Raw genomic sequence first — 20,162 nt, 5'->3', positions numbered from 1 at the left:
TCGCCTCGACTCGGACCTCGCGGAAAAAGTTGCTACCTGGACCCCGCAAACACGTCGAGCGGCTGAAACGGAACGTCACATGATCTGTACGCGCCACTTGACTGACTGACGGTTGGGTCCCACCAGCACCATTTGAGAGGGTCTATCGAGACTCCTCGATCAGACGTGCCAGCTCTGCAACAACCGATTCCCAGTGTTTCGCTGGGGATATTTCGACCAACTCATCCAGAAGTATGCGTGCGTTTGACTGCACACCCCTGAGTGCAGCGCCGGAAAGACGGACAGCTGCAGGAGGAGTCAATGATTCCTGCGTACTCTGACTAGGTGCCGTAGCCTTGGGAGTAGCGATCGACGGGACCACGGTTTCCTCTAGCCGTCCTGAGGTGGGCTCTGTCGCTGCCTCAGCGTGAGATCCTGTCAAACTTTCAGGCTGCTCGATGCCCTGCTCTGCCTCAGTCACGGTCTCGCGAAAACCCGACATGTCGCCCTGCAGCTGTGGACTACTCTCCGACTCTGTGGATTCGGTATCGAAGATCTTCGGGAGTCGTCCCGACGGATAGATGACGTCGAGGAATGTGGTGGTTCTCGTAAGCGCAATGTAGAGGAAGCGCTCACCTCTTGGCATGTTGAGAATATCTTGAGGATCAACTACGACAACTGCATCGAACTCCAGACCTTTGGAGTCTTCAGGAGTGACGAGATTGATGGCACTGGTCAACTGGCCAGAAATGGATTCTCCCCATTTGCTGTCTGTCGCCTTGAGTTCCTCCCGAATTTCAGGCCATTGTTCTAGCCGGGCGATGACGCCGACGGATCGGCCACTGGCAGCATGCTCTCGAATAACTTCGACCAAAGCCTCATGGAACTGTCCTTCGTCTACACTCGTAAACCGAGGTTGCACACCCGAATCACGGACAATCCGAGGAGGAGTAACCCCCGGTGCAGCAACTTTCAATACAGGAAGGGCGACCTCGAACACCTCACGCGGAACTCGGTATCCATGTTCAAGCGTGGCTTCATTCACCGGCAAATTGGAAGACAAAGAAGACTTCGTTGACTCCCAATCGTCGGAAGCATGCGGTCCCGTCGATTGAGCAATGTCTCCAACAATTGTCATGGCGCCAGTCCGGGACCGTCTCCGGATTGCGGCTAGCTGCATTTCCGACAAGTCTTGGGCTTCGTCTACGACGATGTGCCCGAAGAGTTCGGGCTCACCGCGCAACAGTTCGTTGGCTTCATCTAGCAGGGCTAGATCGGCGATTGTCCAAGGCTCATCGCTCACCTTGTCTGCGGATGGCCGATGCAAAGTCTCGATGTCTGCTGCCAGAAACTGCATGGGGGCTGCCCGAAGCAATCGTTCTTTGGAGCCTAGGAGCTCACGAAGGAATTGTTGAGCTGACAATTGTGGCCACATTCGATCTGTCGCCGAATCCAGCGCTTTGGAGTCCAACATCTCTGCCGCCGTAGTGCCCGCGAGAAGCTTAAGCTCGATGCCGGCCAGTTCCACTAGAAAGTCTCTAAGCATGGATCTCCCGCTGACATAAATTTCGCTTCGAAGTTGGCGAATTCGCTCTGAAACTGCACGCTGATCAAGGTCTACGCTCCGACCACTGTTGCGAAGGCGAAGCGTTACCGGATCCACAGGTTCTCGAATGCGGTCATCAAGGGCTGTTGCCAATAGGTCAAGCATGATCGCTGAACCCTTGAGCTCGGCTGTCGCGTCATTGTAACTGCCTACTGCGGTTATTCCGGGCGACAGCAAGTTCTTCAAGGCCTTTTGCACCACATTTTCATCGCCAAGCGACGGCAGGACTTGGCGAATGTACCGAGTAAAAGTGGGGTTAGGGCCAACGACGAGGATGTCTGTGGCTTTCAACTCTTCGGGAAAATTGTATAGGAGCCAAGAAACGCGGTGCAGGGCAACTGCAGTCTTTCCCGTTCCCGGACCGCCCTGCACCACCAGCAATTGATCCTTGTCTGAGCGAATAATTCTGTCCTGGGCCGCCTGAATGGTGCTGGCGATATCGGACATTGAGCCATCGCGGCTGGATTCCAACGACGACAAGAGCGCGTCATCTGGCTTTGACTCTCCACGAAGTTCCGCAACTTTGGCTTGAACATCGGCGAAAATGGTGTCAACTACTGACAACACTTTGTTGCGGGGAGCGACAATTGCTCTCTTGGCGGTCAGCCCCCGAGGGTCGCTGTAGCTGGCCTGGTTGTACAGGGCACCCTTCTCAGATTGCCAACTGACCACTAGGGCATCGCGGTCTTCAGTAAAGACCGGCAGCTTTCCCACATGATAAGTCTCCCCGTCTTCTAGGGTGATACTTCCATGCGCCACCTGATCGTCGTCGCTGAATGCCGTTTTGGCGTCACGGATACGCTGAAACCCTCGCCGTTCAGCTGCTGTTCCGCCCGACCATGTGGACGTGTCTGTCCAAGCGTTGGCACGTGTTCGTTCTGCCACTGCAAGATCAAAAAAATCCTGCTCCACTTGAATTTCCACATCGCTGTCGTTGAAACGGTCAACCTCAACGCTCATGTATTAGCTTCCAGAAAATGGGCCCCAAGGCCAAAAATGGTAATGTCACTTACCCTATAGGCGGGGACTGACATTCAATGAATCGTTACTGCCAATACATATTTACACGCAATTCAGGCCCAGGATCACCTACGGTTCATGCCAACCAAAAGCCTCCCGAACCCAGACAAGAACGCTGCATACCTAGGCTCGGCCCGAATTCCGGGATCAGCTTCACAAGTATGAAATACCGCAACTATATTTTCATTGAATACCTGTTCTTCCGTGAAGGAGCCCTCAGATGCAGATCAGTTGATTCTCACATTGCCCGCCACCCGCATCCTCAGCAAGCCCAATTTCTGCCGACCTTCTACAGTCAACGAAGGGCCAGCAGAGACGCGTCCGCTGCTGCCTCCACCAGCGCATCAACGCTACTCAGTAGTGCTTCGGGTGTTTGAGAAACGTCAATGGGAAACTCGGCAATCGAAACTGAACTGTTGGCCACAGATCTCACTCTTGGACTACCACTCCCCGCGTACACCAACCAGGCCCGCGGTAAGTCCAGAGCCGTACAGTATGCCAACATTTGATAATAATCGGCATTCGGATACGCCCCCGACCACGATGATGCCTTGTACTTGGCATCGAAAATCAGCGCCGCACGCCCGCGAACTTCATGAACAACGTCCACGTACATTCGCACCCGCTGAGAATTCGGAAAGCCATCATCTGCGTCGAAATACGCGGGATACTGCGCAACAGTTTGCCCTGGATATTTGGATAGCGATTCAGCCAACGCTGTCGTAACAAAGTCCTCGAAGACAGTGGACATGTTCACCACAAAGGACGCCACCCGGTGCGGCCCCAACCCGGCTTCTGCCGACATATTCTTCAAGACTATTTCCGCAAGGCGGAGCGCCGGAACGTAACGGTCGTTGAGGCGGGACGGCGTCCATGCAGGCAACGGGCTCCCCCATCGCAGCAGCGAAACGCCATCCAACTTTGAATCCAGATGGGCAAGTTTGGCCACGACATCATTCGCAAGTCGCGGCACCTGCATCATGAGCCGCAGGGCGCTGCGCAGAATGCGGTTCTCCGGAATGTCCACCGTGAAGTCGTCGTAGGTAACCTCGAGTGGAATCAGCATTCCGGGACGCCGTGACATTTGGTCGCCCACACGGATCTTGCCTCGCACGGTGCGCAATGCTTCGTCGAGGGTTACATATCCACTGTGTACTCCTCGGCTCAGTGCACCTGAGACTTGCCGGGCAAGCGATTCAGCCAGTGCCGAAAAAAGATCGGTGTATTCCAGCCCGGCAACATCCTCTGGGCGAAACCCCGGATCTTTTGCATAGCCCAGCAAGAACAAAAGCCTGCTCAGCCCCACTTTTGCCTTTGGCTTCACTTCAACCAGCAACCCACCAATCTGCACAGCACCTACCGGGCCGCACGGCAGGATTTTCCACATCCCACCATGCGCAGGCATCACAGATACGAGGCCGGTCAAGCCAAGACTAGAGACGGTTTCGTCGTCTAGCTCTACCGGAGCTGAATCCGATTGAAGTTCATCAAGTACGAGATGTTTCAGCATCAATGGCCTGCGTCTTCAACGTCCATCTGATCAATACTCGAGGCATGGGTTTCTCCGTCGAAGCTGGCGTCAGTGGACTCATCAACGAGCATGTCAATCGGGCCGGCTAGCAAAGCAACCTTCTTTAGCAACGTTTCCAGCCCAAATTTCTCCCGCACTTTGTCTCGGCTCATTCGACCAAAGTATTGCTCCTCCAAGAGAGGCAGCAGCTCATACTTCCAAATGTCAGCCAGCCCTTGGTTACTCTCTGCGTGTGCCTTCATGAAATACGAAGGTCCTATCATCAAGTCACGGCTGGTTTCCTCGATTTCGGAATTCAACGCATTGAGCAGACTCGATCGAAGCAGCGGCTTTCCATTGCCTTCAAGGAACCGTTCCAACATGCCGGCGATCATCCCGTCTTGTGGGTGCAGCTCAACGAAGGCAAATCTGCGTCGGATGGCCGCATCCACCATCGCAATCGAGCGATCGGCAGTGTTCATCGTGCCGATAATAAAGAGGTTCGGGGGCAACACAAAGGTCTGTTCCGAGTTGTACTGGAGATTGATGCTCTGTTCCCGGTACTCCAGCAGGAAATACAATTCGCCAAAAATCTTTGCCAGGTTTCCACGGTTCATCTCGTCGATGATCAAGAAGTAAGGCTTGTCTCGGTTGCCGTCAGCGGCAGCCTCGGCGGCAATGCGTCGCAGCGGTCCCGGCTCTAGCGCGAATCCGACGTTGCCACCTTCGGCCTTCGCCGGGCGGTAGCCTTCAAAGAAATCCTCATAGGCATAGGACGGGTGGAACTGCACAGTCTTGACGTGGTCGCCATGTTCGTCCCCAGCTAGGAACCTGGCAATCTTGCCAGCCAAGAATGTCTTGCCCGTTCCTGGAGGGCCATAGAACACGATCTGTTGCCGGGTCTGCAGCAACCGGATTATTTCCTGGAGATCGTCGCGGGGAACGTAGAGCTTGCGGGCAAGCTCCGGAGTCGCTTCCCGCAGGGAAGGTACGACGGCGGGTTGCGGCTGGGGTGCCAGGTCCGCCTTGTCCGAGGGGAGGTCTAAGTCTGTTACGAACCAAGGTGCGATCACAGAGAGCGCGTCCGTCAGGTCTACCACGGAGCCTTGTTCCTCGAGCAGACGAGGAAGCGGCGCCGGCAAGTTTTCACTGCTAATGCCGTTCGATTGCCAATCTACGCGGCGACGCAGCCGGGAAGTCTCATCGTCTGCATATTCGGCGTCGCCCGATACGATGCCGAGATACAGCTCGCCCTCGGCAGCAGTCAGCACGAAATCATCCGGTTTCATCTGGCTCAAGAATCGAAAGTACTCTTGTGCACGGGCCTTCCGCTCCGAGTAATCGATGTGCTGGTATCCCTGGTTGACGGCGGTCTGGACATCGTCGAATCCTGACCCGGGTTTGGGAGAACCTAAATGCTGGGCGCGTGTGGAAATGAAACCACATTCAAGCCATGAATCCAGCATGGCGACACCACCCTGGCTCTGCCGGACAAGCCATGCTCGCTGGCCGCTAACACCGCCCTTCATCCATCGGCTGAAGTAGGGCTCCACGTACCAGTCCACCGACGGACCGTCGGCTGCGGCCTCGTGGACTTGCCGAATTCGATGCAGGTCCCAAGAAATATCCGGATCCGTTGAGCCGGATGTTCCCTCGATGTCCGCCGCGAATGCTTGTTGGATGCGCACACGGTGAGTCCTGCTCGTGATGGGTTCAAAGTATGTTGGCCACGCCAGGTACTCCAGCGAGTATTTGATGCCCAGAGGGTCGTCCGGAACAGACTCCGTGAGCAGGGCAAACTTCCTAGGATCTGCGAGATCGTCTTCCAGTTCTCTGGCCGATGTCGTACGCACCTGCAAGACAAACCTTGCAAGCCAACAGAAGTGCCGCCACATTCTTACATTGAAACCGGTTCCTCCATGGAATGAACCTCCGGCAAACAGACCGGCCCTGATGACGTCGGGAATCGCCAGGCTCTCACCACTCCAGCCAAGGATCTCTTCGACTCTGGATAGTTTCGTCTCACTTCGAACATTGATCAGGGGAAGCATATGCAGAGCCATGAACTCTGCCGCCAGGACGTAAACCCCAACGGCGGCGCCACTGAGCTGTCGTTCCAGTTTCACCATGAACGGATCGTCGCCACCGTCAAAGTTCTCATAAATGCGCTTGATCAATTCAGCTGCATTCTGTTCTGTCCACGAACAACCTTGGGGCCAGAACGGTGACGACTCTCCTCGAATACCGGCATCAATGATCAATCGCGCAGCGGTTTCCAATACCGGTTCGAGCCCAAATCCGCGAACATAGTCAGTTTCGACTATTGTCATTTCTTCTCCTCGCCAATTTCGCAGTGCAGCGGCTTCTATTGAAGACCACTCCCCAGTAGGATCAACATTCATTACTGTCCAGAGAAGACCTTGGGCGTCCAGCCGGTCCCGGAGCACGATCCCCGCGTCTGGTGCCAGCCGAAGCATCTCGTCCAAGGCCTCCAGCAAGAGCTCGTATCGGCGCGATGGTGTTCCGTTGGAGCCTCGGTCATCCCATCCGACAAGTTTTAGGAACTTCTTGACGGCCCGCGCTCGGTAAGGCGGAAAACGATGAGGATCACGCGTCATTAGCAGCAGAGATGCGAATCCCACGATTCCACCGACAGACAGTTGCTGGGGATTGAAGGGCCGTAGGCGTTCGCTGAAATCATCAATATGATCTGCAGACGGTTCATCCCTACGCCAGAGCAGATTGATGATGTCCCAAAGGTCGTCTGGCTGCGTCCGCCCTTTCTCTATCAGCCGCATCATGAAGTATTGGTTCATGAGGTTCGACGACGCAATGTCCTTACGCAGCGCCTCGAACCATCCCGAGTCCTTTGAAAGGAACAACTCTCTCGTCTGCGTCAACCGTTCAGCGAGGACCAGCTTGTAGTCATATTCTTCGGCATCAAGATCGACCGTTTTGGCGAATTTGGCCGCAAATTCCATGAATTCTTTCCACTGCTGTGTGCTCATGAGACGGTTTCCTTTGCAGGATGACGGAGGCCCTGACCCGGAGGTGGATTGAGTGTGGACTCGAACGGAACGCCGGTAACGATGGCGACTTGCATGGCATCGTACGCTTCCAAGATCAGACGTTTCGTTTGGAATTCCCCGAAGACAGATTCATCCTTGCGCTTCACGATGGGAAATGTGTTCATGATGTAATCGACGTCGCTGCGAACAATGCCATAGAGGTAGAAGAAGGCCGCATCAAGTTCGGCGCGAATTTGAGAGCGTCGTTCAGAATTCCAGACGAAGGGGCCGCCACACTCCAGTTTCTGTGCAGACGCTGGGATTACCTCGTGCGTCATATATTCCAGCTCCGCCACTCTGGGCCCTATCCAATCGATCAGAAGAGTCTCTGGATGGTCCCATTTAGTAGGCCCACGAAGTATCGACGGAGGAAGCACCGGAAACTGCTTTACCAAGAAAAAGTTCAACGAAGTACTACTGATCTTGGTTCGACTTACAAAATCTTGAGCGAATGAACTTAGTATTGTAGGTAGTACCCATATATCCGCATCAGACGATCGAAGAATTGGCAGCTTATTTCCAACCCCAGCTCTCGGGAAATTCGTGCAAATCGTAGTTCTTTCATCAGTCGCTCGCGCAATATCGCGGAATCCCACAACCCAGTCCTCGCTGAGAGTAGATTCAACTTCTGTATTTTCAATCCAGTATCTCGGGAGAACCGTGAACGATGGATCAGCTTTCTCTTCCACCGTAACGTCCCTTACATGGAGACCTTCATAGGTTGCCCAGCGATGATCGAACTGGTGGATCATCTTGGCTTCGTAGAGGGGAAGCATGCGTTCGGTGGTCGTGGTCATGCTGTGGCTCCTTGCGAGGTATTCAACCTTGAGTTGTATGGCAGCCCGGCGTTCATGGCATCACGCAGCTGATCAAATGAATCCAGAACGCGTTCCTTCGTGAGGAATCGGCCATGCTCGATCCATTCTTTGCGTCGTACGATCGGGAATGAGTCCAAGATATGTTCAGCGTCCGTTCTGGTAGCGCCAAATAGGACCAGAAATGCGGCGTCGAGTTCGGCACGAATGATTAGACGCTCCGAATCGTTCCATTCGATCGTGTTCGTTTCCAACGCAGAGACGACATCGTCCGCAGTGACTATCAACCTCAATGCACGGTCTTCAATCCACTCCCGGAGCGACTGAGTGCTGTCCCATAAAGCTGGTGCTTCGAGGGTCTCGCGATCCAACATCGGTAGTTGCTTGAGGTAGGAGTACGTCATGTGGGTGCCACCAACTTTTTGTCGTGCAACGTAGTCGAACGCCAACGAGGCCCACATGGCGCTGAGAACCAGCGGACAATCTGCATCAACAATTGGCGCTGTGTGTCCCACGGCAACTCGTGGCAATGCGCTGGCGATCATTGTGCGTTCGTCTGTCGACCGTGCAATGTCGCGGAAGGCCAGCAGCCATGACTTATCCCATTTTCCCGACAGGCGGGCATTGATTTCCTCATCGGCAACCCAGTAACGCGGGAGCACCGTGAATGCCTTGTTGCACTTCTCTGCAAGTGAGGCATCGCGAACGTCGAGGCCATCGTAGGTTGCCCAACGGTGATCGAATTGGTGGAACATCTTCGCTTCATAAAGAGGAAGCATTCTATCACCCCCCCCCCCGACGATTTCGCGCTCGAAGGCGTTGCCGTTAAGGGTCCAGCCGTCGTTCTCGAGTTGTTCACGGGTATAGAACAGGTGAGAATCATTCGACATGTGGAACATCGTCATGAAGGAGACGCCCCATGGGTTGCCGTTGATGGGGTCGCTCTCATTGATAAGGACTGGCACGCGACGATAGATGCCGAGGGTGATTTCCGCATCACGGCGCGTCCGGAAGATCGGCAAGGTTCCCGTGTTTGGATTGATCAGTTTGATCTCCGCCGGACTGAGGTCGAACTCCGACACCGAAATATCAGCAGGGTCGTGAAGGAAGAACGCGAATGATGCTGTTTCTTCCTTCGCCTCCCGGCCCGCTACCGTTAGCAAGCAGAACTTGAACCTTGAATCGACGTCCTGAAAAAGTGGGGCCCGGTTTTCAAAGTCATACAGTGCTGCGATGGTGCTGCTCTCTACGAGATCCTTGAAGAAATACTGGGTGGTTGCGTCTGTGGCAATGCCCGTGGGGACGATGACACCCGAGCGGCCGTGAGGGCCTGTCAAACTTCGGAAAAGCTCAGCAAACACCGCATAAGTATTGACATCTCCGCGCCCATTGAACGGGTAACGGCCAGAAGTTCGCATGGAAACGCTCTGCCCCTCAGCCTCACGTTTGGCCTGCAAAAAGTCGCGATGGAGAATCGGATCGTCATCAACCAAGTTCTTGATCAAACGCGTTCTTGCGGCCGCATTCGGCGCCTTTGCAATTGCCTCATTACGGGCTGCAAAGAACTCCTGCTCCTGAAGCTTGACACGTTCCCACGGCGGGTTACCAAGCATGCAGGAAAAACCTCCAGGCCATCCCTCCGCACCGACGTCGTCGCTGGCTTCGGAGTCCCCAAAGATTTCTGGATACTCCAGGTGCCAATGGAAGAAGCGATAGTCGTGGGCCAGCTTGCGGACAAGCTCCACAGTTTCCGCGTAGCCAGCCGACGTGCCGGACTCACCCAATTGCCGGACGATGGAAGACGTCGGAGGTTCAGGTTCGCCTACTTTCAGTGGCCAGACAAAGGCTGCGCACCATGCGTCGGCGTGGAGCCGTTTTTGTTCCATGCCTTCGGACTGGTCGAAGGCTGTGTAGGCCTTGGCTCGTGCACGCGCTTCTTGGGCGCTCGAGACTGGTTTTACGAGATTCTGGCGTTGGCTGATTAGAGTGGCCAGTGCTGACGTTGTGCCGCCAAAGCTGAAGGCATCTTGGCCCAGGGATCCAAATAATTGGTCTACTGTGCGTGTGTTCTCGGCCTTGTTTCGTTTCTTGGCTTCCGCAGCGTGCTTCTTATCGTCCCCTTCCAGGACTGTGAAGGCCCCGTCCGGAACACCGCCCGCAAGGAGTGCCGGTGTCGTGCCGAGGAGGCTGTTGCCGATCTTGATGCGTGCGTCCAGGAATCCCAATGGTTTTCCGGGCTGCATGGCTTCGAGCCACAGAGACACCTTGGCCAACTCTGCGGCAAGGTCGTTCATATCTACGCCGTAGATGCAGCGTTCGACCACATCGTGCAGGGCAGTTTGCACCTCCGAAGGAGTCGGCTCATTGTCGCCGGCGCGGACCTCGGCCACACGACGTGCAATACGTCGGGCAGCGGCAACCAGAAACCCTCCGGAACCGGAGGCCGGGTCGCAAACGGTCAGGGCCAGTAGGCGGGACTCTCTGTCCGCCGTATTGCCGCCACCGTTGACGGCAGCGTCTAGAAGCGGATCCAAGGCCGTGTCCAGCAGTGCGGAAACCAGATTGGGCGGCGTGTAGTAAGAGCCTGTGGTCTTGCGGTCGTTACCGGACAAGAGGGCCAGCTTGAATGAGCGTGTTTCAGTGTCAACCTTGGCCACAAACTCCAACAGCGACTCATAAACGGAGCCCAGTTCTTCAGCTCCCAAGTGGCGATAGTCCACCGGCTGCATACGCCCGGATTTGCCCAACACCCACCCTAAACTGCGGATTGCTTTCAGGAAGTCCTGATTGGCCAGCTCTGCACCCAGAAGGAGGTCGTCTTGTGACTGCCCTTCAACCTTTTTGGCTCGCGGGTCTGGGTCGAAGAGACCGCCCAGGGCCGGCAGCCCAATTGTTGTCAGGCCTTCGCCGCCGAGGGCTGAAAGTACCATCTTTTGTGTGCGCCACAGGTCGGGATGAGGACCGCCGTCGCGCGTCCTTGCCATCTTGCGCAATCGATGCGTGGAGAAATAGTCATCGTAACGTTGGCGGGATAGTTTGTTGGCTTCAGGATCAAGGAGTGCCCCACGGTCTTCCACTACAAAGAGGAAGAGAAGCCTATAGGCGGTGCGAAGAAGGGCCTTGTGGAAGTCGCGGTGTCGGAGTTCGCCCGTGTGCAATGCTTCGAGGAGCCAGCTGTTGTCAGGATGACGCAGGAACCCTGTGCCAAGGCTGTTAAGTGCGTTTTCGACTCCGGAGCCGAGTTTATCCAGCGCACGGGCCCCGGCCTGCACGGATTCGCTGCGCCAAGTTTCCAACCAACAGTCGTCGGCCGGAGCATCGGCACCACCCCGCTTGGCAAGTCGGGACTCATGACACAGCTGCCACAGAAGCTGAAACTCTGAATACAGATCTGAATCGAAGATCGTTTCAAGGTCAAATTCGATGTATGCCGAACCCGCCAGTGCGGTGGAATCACGGAGCAGACGCAGCTTCAGCCCATTGCTCAGAATGGCCCACAAGTAGTTGTCCTCGCGATTGAGGAATTCCTGCACCATTGCCTGTGGAGCGCGTCGTGCGGCACCGGCCTCTTTCGGAGTCCGCTTGTCCAGATTCAGTCCTGGACCCAACAAATGGATAGGAACGGACTCCCACCGGTGCGATATGGGGTAGCTGTCCTCGCCGATAGTCAGGCCGCCAGGGGTAACCTGAACATGGCCATAACCAAGCTCGCGCAGCAGGACAAGAAGCCACTTTTGCCGGGCGTCACCGGTTCCGGCGCCTTCTCCGTCGGGTCGTTTCGAGGCATCGGATTCTCGCCAAGCGCTCCAGGCGTCCTGCAGGTACATCCAGGTTCGCGAGGCGGCGTCACGGATTGTTTCGGTGCCGATCAGGTGGTAGCCGGCCGGAGCCAAGCTCTTGACGTCGTTAACTTCACCGGACTGGATACGGCCCAACAAGGAAGGTGGGACAACGCCGCCCACAACGGTGATGGCTTGAAATGCGGTGCTCAATTGTTGCCTCCGGCCGGGCTGTAGACATAGACGCCGAGTATATCGACGGGAAGATTGGCTTCAACGCTGAGGCCACGAATACCCAGTTGACCGGCGCGGTCGCCACGTGCGGCAATGCGGACCTCGCGGTGGGCATCGCGGATTTGATCCGCCACTTCCTGCGCCTTTTCATTAAGCTGCGGGGTCAACAATGGTATGGAGTCCAGGATGTTTGTCATCATGTTGCCGACGTCCCCGGTATTGGCCGACGGCTTGGATTCCAGCAAGGCCTCCACCTGATCCTCCGCCAACCAGATTGGATTCTTCGGGGAGCCGGTAAACGCCAGCACCCGGGCTTCCTCGGCCATGTCGGTTCTGTCTCCCAACCGGGCTGGGAGCACCAACTTGGTGCGGAAACGCACCAACAGCGCAACTGTGAGCTGTTCGACGTCGTTCGTCTTGATGAAACCGCAACGCCGGGCGGGACGTTCCTTGCCCGAGAGCTGCACATCCAAGGCTGAATTCAGCACGTAGTTGGCGGCTGCAGCAACGGCTGGATCGGTCCGGACCAGAACCGCAGCATTGCGGGGCGCCGGGAAGTCACTGACAAAGCGCATAGCCTTGTCCGTTCTAAGCGCACTGCGGACTCCAGCGACAGCAGCGGTTAACTCGGCAGTGAAACCGTTCTCAGAGTCCTGAATATGCGCACCAGTTTCTTCCAATGCGGCACGAACAAATGCTGCAACGTCGTCAGGATCCCCCAAACTCCGTTTGGCAGCCTCCACCACTTTTTCCACCTCTTCAGGCCGCACAGCGTTTTGCGCGAACCGAGACCGGCTGATCTTTTCCTGCTCGGCGCTGCTGCGCCAATCAGCATCAAATTGCTCTGCCTCGGGTGTCAACGTGAACAATTCCAGCTGGTCTCCGTCCTTGCCCCGCATGAGAATGCCTTCCAAGAGGGCCGCCAGAACCTGATCGCTCTTGGGCGGCACCGGGACACTGATACCCAAATCCCGGCGGATGCTCTCATGCTTACGGAGCAGGACTTCCAAGACAATACCGTCGATGCCGTTGTCGTCCCCGTAAAGCGTCAGGGCTCGAACGGTCTCGGACAGCTGGCCGAAGCGGTCAACACGGCCCTCTCGCTGTTCATGCCGGGTAGGGTTCCAGGCAAGGTCATAGTGGATGACGGCCTGGAAACCGTCCTGCAGGTTTACACCTTCCGACAGGCAATCCGTGGCCACGAGGATCTTGGGTACGTCCTGCGCACGCTCGGCCTGTGCGGCAATGCGAGCGGCGCGTTCCTCCGAGGGAAGCTCGCCGGTGACAACTTCGACATCGAATTTCTTCTTGCCGGCATCGCGCAAGTATTCGGCAACATAATGCGCCGTCGGGATGAACCGGCAGAAGACTATGGGCTGGTACCCATCGGCGATCAGATTCTTGGTCCGCTTCAAAAGCAGCAGGAGTTTGGTATCCAGCTCTGGGTGCTCTTGGAGGTGTCTGGCTGTTTTCAGGAAGGTATTGAGACTGCGTTTCTGGGACGAGGACTCATCCATCGTGTTCGGACGTGAGCCTGGAACGACGTCGATGGCTTCTCCACCGTCGTCCTCCACCTGGTCCATAACAACGGCCATACCGCGTTTTTCGGCAGCTTCGCGAGTTTCCGCTTCTTCACCGATGGCCCTTGTGCCCAATGTCGCAGCCGCAGAAGCCGGTGAAGATGCCATAGCGCGCAGGAGCGAAAGTGCGGACCACCAACGAATGCGCTGGTCGCGTTTGGTGCCCGAGTTGTCCTGTACCTGTCCTCGGACGTAGTCGAGAACGGCATCAAAAAATGCCCGGTGCTCCGGGGAAAGTTTGTAGGCAACTTCGACGGTTTGCCGGTCATCGGGGAATTTGGTGTCCGACTTTAGGTAGCTGCGAATGTCCACGCGGCGGCGCTGAACCATGTGGTCGGCCAACTTGCGGCGGCCGCTCTCGGTTGAGAGATCGGCAGTCTTGAGCGAGTTATCCAGCAGGCCAATCAAATTTCGGAAGGCACCGTCGTTGCCACTGTGAGGGGTGGCTGTGACCAACAGGAGATGACGCTCCGGATCGTCGGCCAGGCCCCGCACCAATTCATAGCGTTGGGTCCGGCCAGCGCCGCCCTTGCCGGAGTCGTCGGCACTGACGCCGTGGGCCTCATCAACAATGACTAAGTTTGGGGCTGTCCTCATAAAGTCATGTCGTTTGGACTCGGACTTAATGAAGTCAGTGGAGACGATTGTGTATTTGAAGTACTCGAAGATCGACTTGTCGTATCCGGCTTCTTTTTGAAGCCTCTTCACTGTTCCTGGAAGAACTAGCTTGGCGTCGATACCAAACTTTTCCGAAAGCTCCTGCTGCCACTGTTGGGCGAGGCTAGGAGGGCACAGCACCGCCAGACCATCCGCGTCACCCTGGGCGATAAGTTCGGAGGCAATCAGGCCTGCTTCAATGGTCTTGCCAATTCCGACGTCATCGGCGATCAGGAGCCGAACCACGTCTTGGCGGAGCGCCAACAACAAGGGGACGAGCTGGTAGGGGCGGGGGCTGACGTTCAGCCCGGCAAGCGAACGGAAGGGACCGCCGCTGGAGCGGAAACCGATCCGCAGGGCATCGCGCAACAGCCGTGCACTGCGGTCATCACCAAAGTCGGTGGCTGATGGCAGCCCGAATGATGCGTGGACGACGTCCTCGATGGCCGGGATGACGCCGGCAATGTCGTCGTCAGTGCCTCCGATGGGTCGAAGCACCAGAAAATCGGTTTGACTCTCTGGCAAGACAACCCATTCTCTGCCGCGCGCAGCGACAAGTGAGCCGATCGCAAAACCCTGCTCCGTCGTCGTACTTGTCACTACACAGCTCCAAAAATGTTTGCGTGTTCATTGACGAACACTTCCATGTCCGCGTTGGAGCGCCAAGTGATGACGTTCCAGTTACTGAAGGTTAAGGCCATCGTATCTACGGCTGGCCGGGAGGGGTCTTCCACGATTACAGCAGAACGGACTGACAAACCGGTCGCATAGACAAAATCGACGACGTTGCCCTCCAGGGTGGAGCCCACCTCGTCCGGAAGTCGGCGGCCAGACTCCAACAGGTAAGTCAGGAGCTCTTCGGCGCGAAAGCTCACCACCGTCCCCGGCGGCAAGGAATGTTTAGCTTGCCGGGGTTCAACAGAAGCCACCGTGGTTGCTCCCGCCAATTGAAGCAGGCGGTCGATGATAAGACGGCGATCGATGATCTCATGGTCACGCTGGTTGCCGTAGGACAGGAGACAGCGGTAACACCCCCGGACACACGCGTTTTCCAGCTCCTGCCCCGTCTGGGTATCTATATGGAGAATCTCCAAAGCCTTGACGGCAACCCTAGCCATCGCATCAGTCTCACCTTGGAGGCGTCGAAGTACTCCTGCACCGCCTTCGGCTGCTTCAATGAATAGCAGCCGTCCACGGTCCTCGTTGTCGGCCAGTAACTCACTCGAGAGCTCGGAATCTTCCAGTTGGAAGACGGCTTCAATGCCCCGCTCGAGCGCGAACTGCATGGACGTTGACTCCGCCGTCGTCAACACGTCATGCCATCGAATGACGGCAATGTTCCGTCTGTCTTCGACATACGGGGTGACCATTTGTTTCTTTTTGGACTGCTCGACGGTGGCATCATCAGCGTCCGAAAGATCGCCCACTTCACCCGTTTCCGAAGTTGCCTTCTTTTCCGAGAGCCACTCCCCTGTAATGAGATCCAGCCAAAAACCATGGCGGTCCTGCTGGGCACGATTACGACGGCCGAGGTTCGTAACGCGGACTGTGGCTCCATCACCGTAAAGAACATGTCCCAGACTGTTCTGGCCATTCAGGATTGCGGCATCCGAATGTCCCGGTTTTTCCCCATGCGGGGCAAACCGATAGTTGGTAACCAACTCGAAGCCTTGCCTATTGCGTTCTTCCTCATCGGCGCTAATTCTTTCGCGCCGTCGTGTGATGACCGACTGCAATTGCATGAGATTGGACCAGCTTCCTGCTAACGGTTCTTCACAGGACTCACAGATATCCAGACCGGCTTGCCGTTGGTGCAGGTATCCGCAGGCGTCACAAACGCGTGCCTCACCCAAGACAACATCCCCGACGCCACCGCCATCGGAGTCCCGAGGTAGGCTCACCCGTTTGACCTGGTAGCGCGCGCCCTCGTGATAGATCAGCGCATCCGGGCCGAACTCACTGATGGCCAGGAAGCGAGAGCGCTGTAGCCAGGTGCTATTGCTGTCCTTGCCACGCCGCTGGCCCGGAATGAAAGCTGCAAGCGGCAGCCGCGGGAACGAATAACCAGGCAGAAACCCTTCGGATGCAAGGTACCGCAGGGTATAGAAGTCCGACTGGCCACGTGAATCACTGTCATTGAGGAGAATTTCAAGGCGCTGGCCAGCCTCACGGTGCCTGCTAATTGCCAATTCACGTTGCTTCGAATCCGTGGAATGATCTTGGCTGGCCCGGTGCGCGGCATCCTGTTCAGCGATGGCGCTGCGGTACAGCTGGCGCCAACGCTCACACGACTGATCAAAGCTGGTCAATGCATTCTCAATCACTTGGTCCGACCAAGCCTCTGTCCACCATGGGGTGTCTCGCAATTCACCTTCGATGCTGCGCATGAGGACTTTGGCGGAACTTTTGGCCCTTTCCCCTGCATTTTGATCAGCCAAGACGGCCTTGATTTGAGCTTGAAGCGGGTAGCTCTTGTCTTCGAGCTTCAACAAGCCGCTCATGGATTTACCTAGACCGGTCTTTGTTGCAGCTAGCGCTTCAGCTAGCCACACAGCATGCACGTGGGAACGAACCAAGTCCTCATTGGCAAAGTCGAGGCGAGGCGGTTGCACCTGCCCGGAAACCATCAGATCTGAGCGCTCGAAGTAATACGAATCATGCGGACTGCCCGTGGCACAGTAGGTCAGTACCAAGGCTGGCTGACCCGACCTTCCAGCCCGGCCACTTCTCTGGGCATAGTTCGCTGGAGTGGGAGGAACGTTGCGCATGGCAACGGCGTTGAGGTCGGCAATATCAACGCCGAGTTCCATGGTGGGAGAGCAAAATAGTAGCGGCAGCTCCGCACTACGGAATTCGTGTTCGCGTCGTTCACGGTCATCGGCGCGAACTTGGGCGGTGTGTTCTGCAGCCTTCAGGCCAGCCAATTCCTGTCCGGTTTCTAGGTACAAATCCTTGAAGAAATCAATAACTCGAGGCTTTTGATCGGCATGATAAGTCCGGCGCAAAAGATCTGGCGCGCCGTATTCGCCGTCGCCCTTTTTCAAGACCATGCTCGAGAGCTTCAACCGGTAGCCAGCAGACTTGCCCTCCACCACTTCTGCAATGAACCCGGTCTCCAGAAGGATAGTAAAGAGCGAGGCGATGACTTCATCAACTTCCACCCGCTTGAGCTTGCCACCAGGGGACGCAGTTTTCGCCAGCCAGCGTCCAAACGTACCGTAGGAGGTGATGGGAAGGGTCGTTCGGAACGCCATCTTCTTCGGCTCAGTGGTAACCAAACCGACGCTTGCCGCGGATTCCTGTTCGGGCAGTGCCCAGATTCCGGTGAGGAACTCCCGGCTGCGGTTCTTGACTCGGTCCAACCAATCGGCAGTCAGCTCCTCTGCATCAATGGCCAGCACACGCCGGAACTCATCAAGCAAGACCCTGATGATCTCTTCACGCTTCCCTGGATCAGCGTCACGGAGGATGTAGTGAGCCCCTTCCCAGCGCCGTTCTTGTTCAGCAAGGTTCTTCGCCAGCGGATAGTCAACTACCAGCAGGCCTGTCTGCTCCAAGTTTGGCAAGGTGATCCGCCAACCGCGCTGCAAATCTCGCAGGGCGCGATACGTGACCACCTCATTCAGGGCGCGCTTGGTGGGTTTGGGGTCAAGCGGGTCTTCTGTCCGCGCATAGTCAGTCCAGGCAAGATCGAGGGTCTTGACCATGGCATCGCCAAGCTCCATAGCCTCAACACCAGCGTCACCCGCTGAAGCAACAGCCCGATAAAGTGCAGAACGAAGCTGAGCAACCTGAACAAAGTCGTTCAAATGCCCTGCCTGCAAGGAAGCGTCCTGCCGGTTGTCCACAAAGGTCAACAACTTCTTGGCCTGTGGCTTCAAGTCCCCGCCAGCATTGGACCGCAAGAGCTGCACCAATTTGGTGGCGATCACCGTCATGGCACTGCTGCGGCCTTCTTGGTCAAGGGTGACAACCTTTGAGAACTCCCCGCTCCGCGCGGACTCGTACGTCACTTGGCAATTGAGGCAAAACCCAAGGCTCCCAGGTACCCACGCGGCCAGTTGTCCTGAACCTTGGGTGTACTCATTGTCGAAGGCCGCCGACCCATCAGGCTGCACCCGGAACCTGGCAGGAATCCGTTTGCGCTTGGACTCGATGATGGGATTGCCCGATTCTGCATTGCTGAGCCAGGACCCCGGGATTCGCCCTGCTTCCACTGCCTTGTCGGGCCATTCCTGAGTGGTGGAAATATACAGGTACCCGTCTTGGCCATTATCGTCGCCACCACTCTGCTGCATCTTGAGCTCATGACGAGTTATGAATCTGTGTTCCCCATCCCGTTCTGTCAGCCGGGCCATCAGATACTCCTGGCCACATTCCCGGCAAAATGCCAATGGGTAAAGTCGTTTCTCGTCTGCGCCAATTGTTAACTGAAAATTGGTCTCGATGAGTCGCTTGTCTTCGGACTCCGCCGTGACATACAGCGAGCCTGCTTTGGAGATGAACTGGTGAAGTCGGAAGGCAAACAGGGGACGGTTTGTCTCACTATGTTTGGCCTTGGAACCGGCGAGGAGCGTGGCACGGATCGCTGTGGCACACTTCCGCACAGGCTCTCCAGCTATCGTCGCCAATTCTTCCGCCGCGTGAGTGACGGTTTGTGGCTTGCGGCGCACGATCCTGCCCGAATCGGGCTCAGTGGTGAGCCCAAAGGTGTCCTCAATCCACGACGCCAGCGGATCCGACTGCATCAGTGTGTAGCCACCCGACAGGGTCGGGCTGCTAAATTCTGCATCGCCTCGTTCCAAGACGGCTGACCTAAGTTCACCCGCTGAGCGATGGTGGCTGGTAGTCGCCTGCACCAATGTTTCGGTAATTACATGTTCCGGGGTGATGTCCGCACCGAAGATGCGCGAGGCCACCTTGGCAACGTCCTTCTGCTGATCCGCCAGGGTACCGCCGCTGGACATGGTCGCCGAGGTCCCGATGCACTGAAGTGTCTGATGGGCGTTGCAGGCATCGCGCAGCCGACGGACCAGCATTGCCACGTCGGCACCCTGGCGTCCCCGGTACGTATGCAATTCGTCTAGCACCAGAAACTGCAGCCCGGAGGCTGCCCGAATGAGCGATTGGCGTTCCTCTGGCCTTGTCAGAACGTATTCGAGCATCACGTAGTTGGTCAGGAGGATATCCGGAGGATTCTTCAGTATGTTTTCCCGGTCCTCGCCGCGCTCTTGCCCTGTGTAACGGGCAAAGGTTACCGGTGGCCTGCCGTCAAAACCGAAATCGAGGAATTTTGACAGTTCCTCCATCTGACTGTTGGCCAAAGCGTTCATCGGGTAGACAATGATGGCCTTGATACCTTTTCCCGTGCCCTCACGCAAGACACGGTCCACAATCGGGACGATGTAGGCGAGTGACTTGCCCGAGCCGGTTCCGGTGGTCAGAACGTATGAGGCCTTCTGGGCCGCGATCTCAATGGCATCCCGTTGGTGCCTGTGCAGGGTGATCGGCGAGGATCCACGATCTGAGAGATCCTTTTTTGGCCGGAAAATTGCGTCGCAGTCGGGGTGTAGGAGCCCGCGCCGCACAAGCTCATCCACGCGGCCGCCGGAACTAAAGGACGGGTTCAACGAAAGCCACGGATCAGGCCACTGGCGTCCCTTGTCACCCAGTTCGACGACGGCATCCTTAATGCGCTGGTCCTGGATGTCGACAAATCCTTCGGTGAACGAGCGGTAGCCCTCGATCAGCTGGTCCCGAATACCAAACGCGTCCACTTGCTACCCCCACGATGCTAACGACAGTGTTGTCCATAGTAAGAATAGGCAGGTTCCGTGATGACTAGCCATTTGGGCACGGTCGAAGAGGCAGCCGCGAGTTCGCTGCCGAAGAGTCATCGGGCTACAGGGAACAC

7 protein-coding genes are annotated in these 20,162 nt (G+C 56.5%); all 7 read right to left on the bottom strand.

Annotation, left to right across the window (positions count from 1 at the left end; all coding sequences use genetic code 11):
- Positions 1-142: 142 nt before the first annotated feature.
- Positions 143-2,545 (bottom strand): HelD family protein, encoded by a 2,403-nt coding sequence (locus tag LOH53_RS00090; protein WP_230065687.1) that lies wholly within the window; start codon positions 2,543-2,545, stop codon positions 143-145.
- Positions 2,546-2,900: 355 nt separating this feature from the next.
- Positions 2,901-4,115: an McrC family protein gene (locus LOH53_RS00085; RefSeq protein WP_230065686.1), complete on the bottom strand. Its 1,215-nt coding sequence runs from the start codon at positions 4,113-4,115 to the stop codon at positions 2,901-2,903.
- Positions 4,115-7,123, bottom strand: a complete 3,009-nt coding sequence (locus tag LOH53_RS00080; protein WP_230065685.1) for an McrB family protein — start codon at positions 7,121-7,123, stop codon at positions 4,115-4,117. The genes LOH53_RS00085 and LOH53_RS00080 overlap by 1 nt, the downstream gene beginning before the upstream one ends.
- Positions 7,120-7,980 carry a hypothetical protein gene (locus LOH53_RS00075; RefSeq protein ID WP_230065684.1) on the bottom strand — a complete coding sequence of 287 codons (861 nt, stop codon included), beginning with the start codon at positions 7,978-7,980 and terminating at the stop codon, positions 7,120-7,122. Before LOH53_RS00075 ends, LOH53_RS00080 begins: the two co-directional genes overlap by 4 nt.
- The gene (locus LOH53_RS00070; RefSeq protein WP_230065683.1) at positions 7,977-11,990 is read right to left on the bottom strand and encodes an Eco57I restriction-modification methylase domain-containing protein; all 4,014 of its coding nucleotides are present in this window, start codon (positions 11,988-11,990) and stop codon (positions 7,977-7,979) included. Before LOH53_RS00070 ends, LOH53_RS00075 begins: the two co-directional genes overlap by 4 nt.
- Positions 11,987-14,848, bottom strand: coding sequence for a helicase-related protein (locus LOH53_RS00065; RefSeq protein ID WP_230065682.1), 2,862 nt, complete (start codon positions 14,846-14,848; stop codon positions 11,987-11,989). Before LOH53_RS00065 ends, LOH53_RS00070 begins: the two co-directional genes overlap by 4 nt.
- Positions 14,848-20,025, bottom strand: a complete 5,178-nt coding sequence (locus LOH53_RS00060; protein WP_230065681.1) for a DEAD/DEAH box helicase — start codon at positions 20,023-20,025, stop codon at positions 14,848-14,850. The genes LOH53_RS00065 and LOH53_RS00060 overlap by 1 nt, the downstream gene beginning before the upstream one ends.
- Positions 20,026-20,162 lie beyond the last annotated feature (137 nt).

The sequence above is a fragment of the Arthrobacter cryoconiti genome, from assembly GCF_020905375.1.
Taxonomy (GTDB): Bacteria; Actinomycetota; Actinomycetes; order Actinomycetales; family Micrococcaceae; genus Specibacter; species Specibacter cryoconiti.
Note: the sequence above shows the minus strand (reverse complement) of the source record. Positions and strands in the feature narration are given on the sequence as shown.

Coding starts and splice junctions, on each gene's coding strand:
- LOH53_RS00090 (WP_230065687.1), bottom strand. CDS start 2,545: ATGAGCGTTGAGGTTGACCGTTTCAACGACAGCGATGTGGAAATTCAA.
- LOH53_RS00085 (WP_230065686.1), bottom strand. CDS start 4,115: ATGCTGAAACATCTCGTACTTGATGAACTTCAATCGGATTCAGCTCCG.
- LOH53_RS00075 (WP_230065684.1), bottom strand. CDS start 7,980: ATGACCACGACCACCGAACGCATGCTTCCCCTCTACGAAGCCAAGATG.
- LOH53_RS00080 (WP_230065685.1), bottom strand. CDS start 7,123: ATGAGCACACAGCAGTGGAAAGAATTCATGGAATTTGCGGCCAAATTC.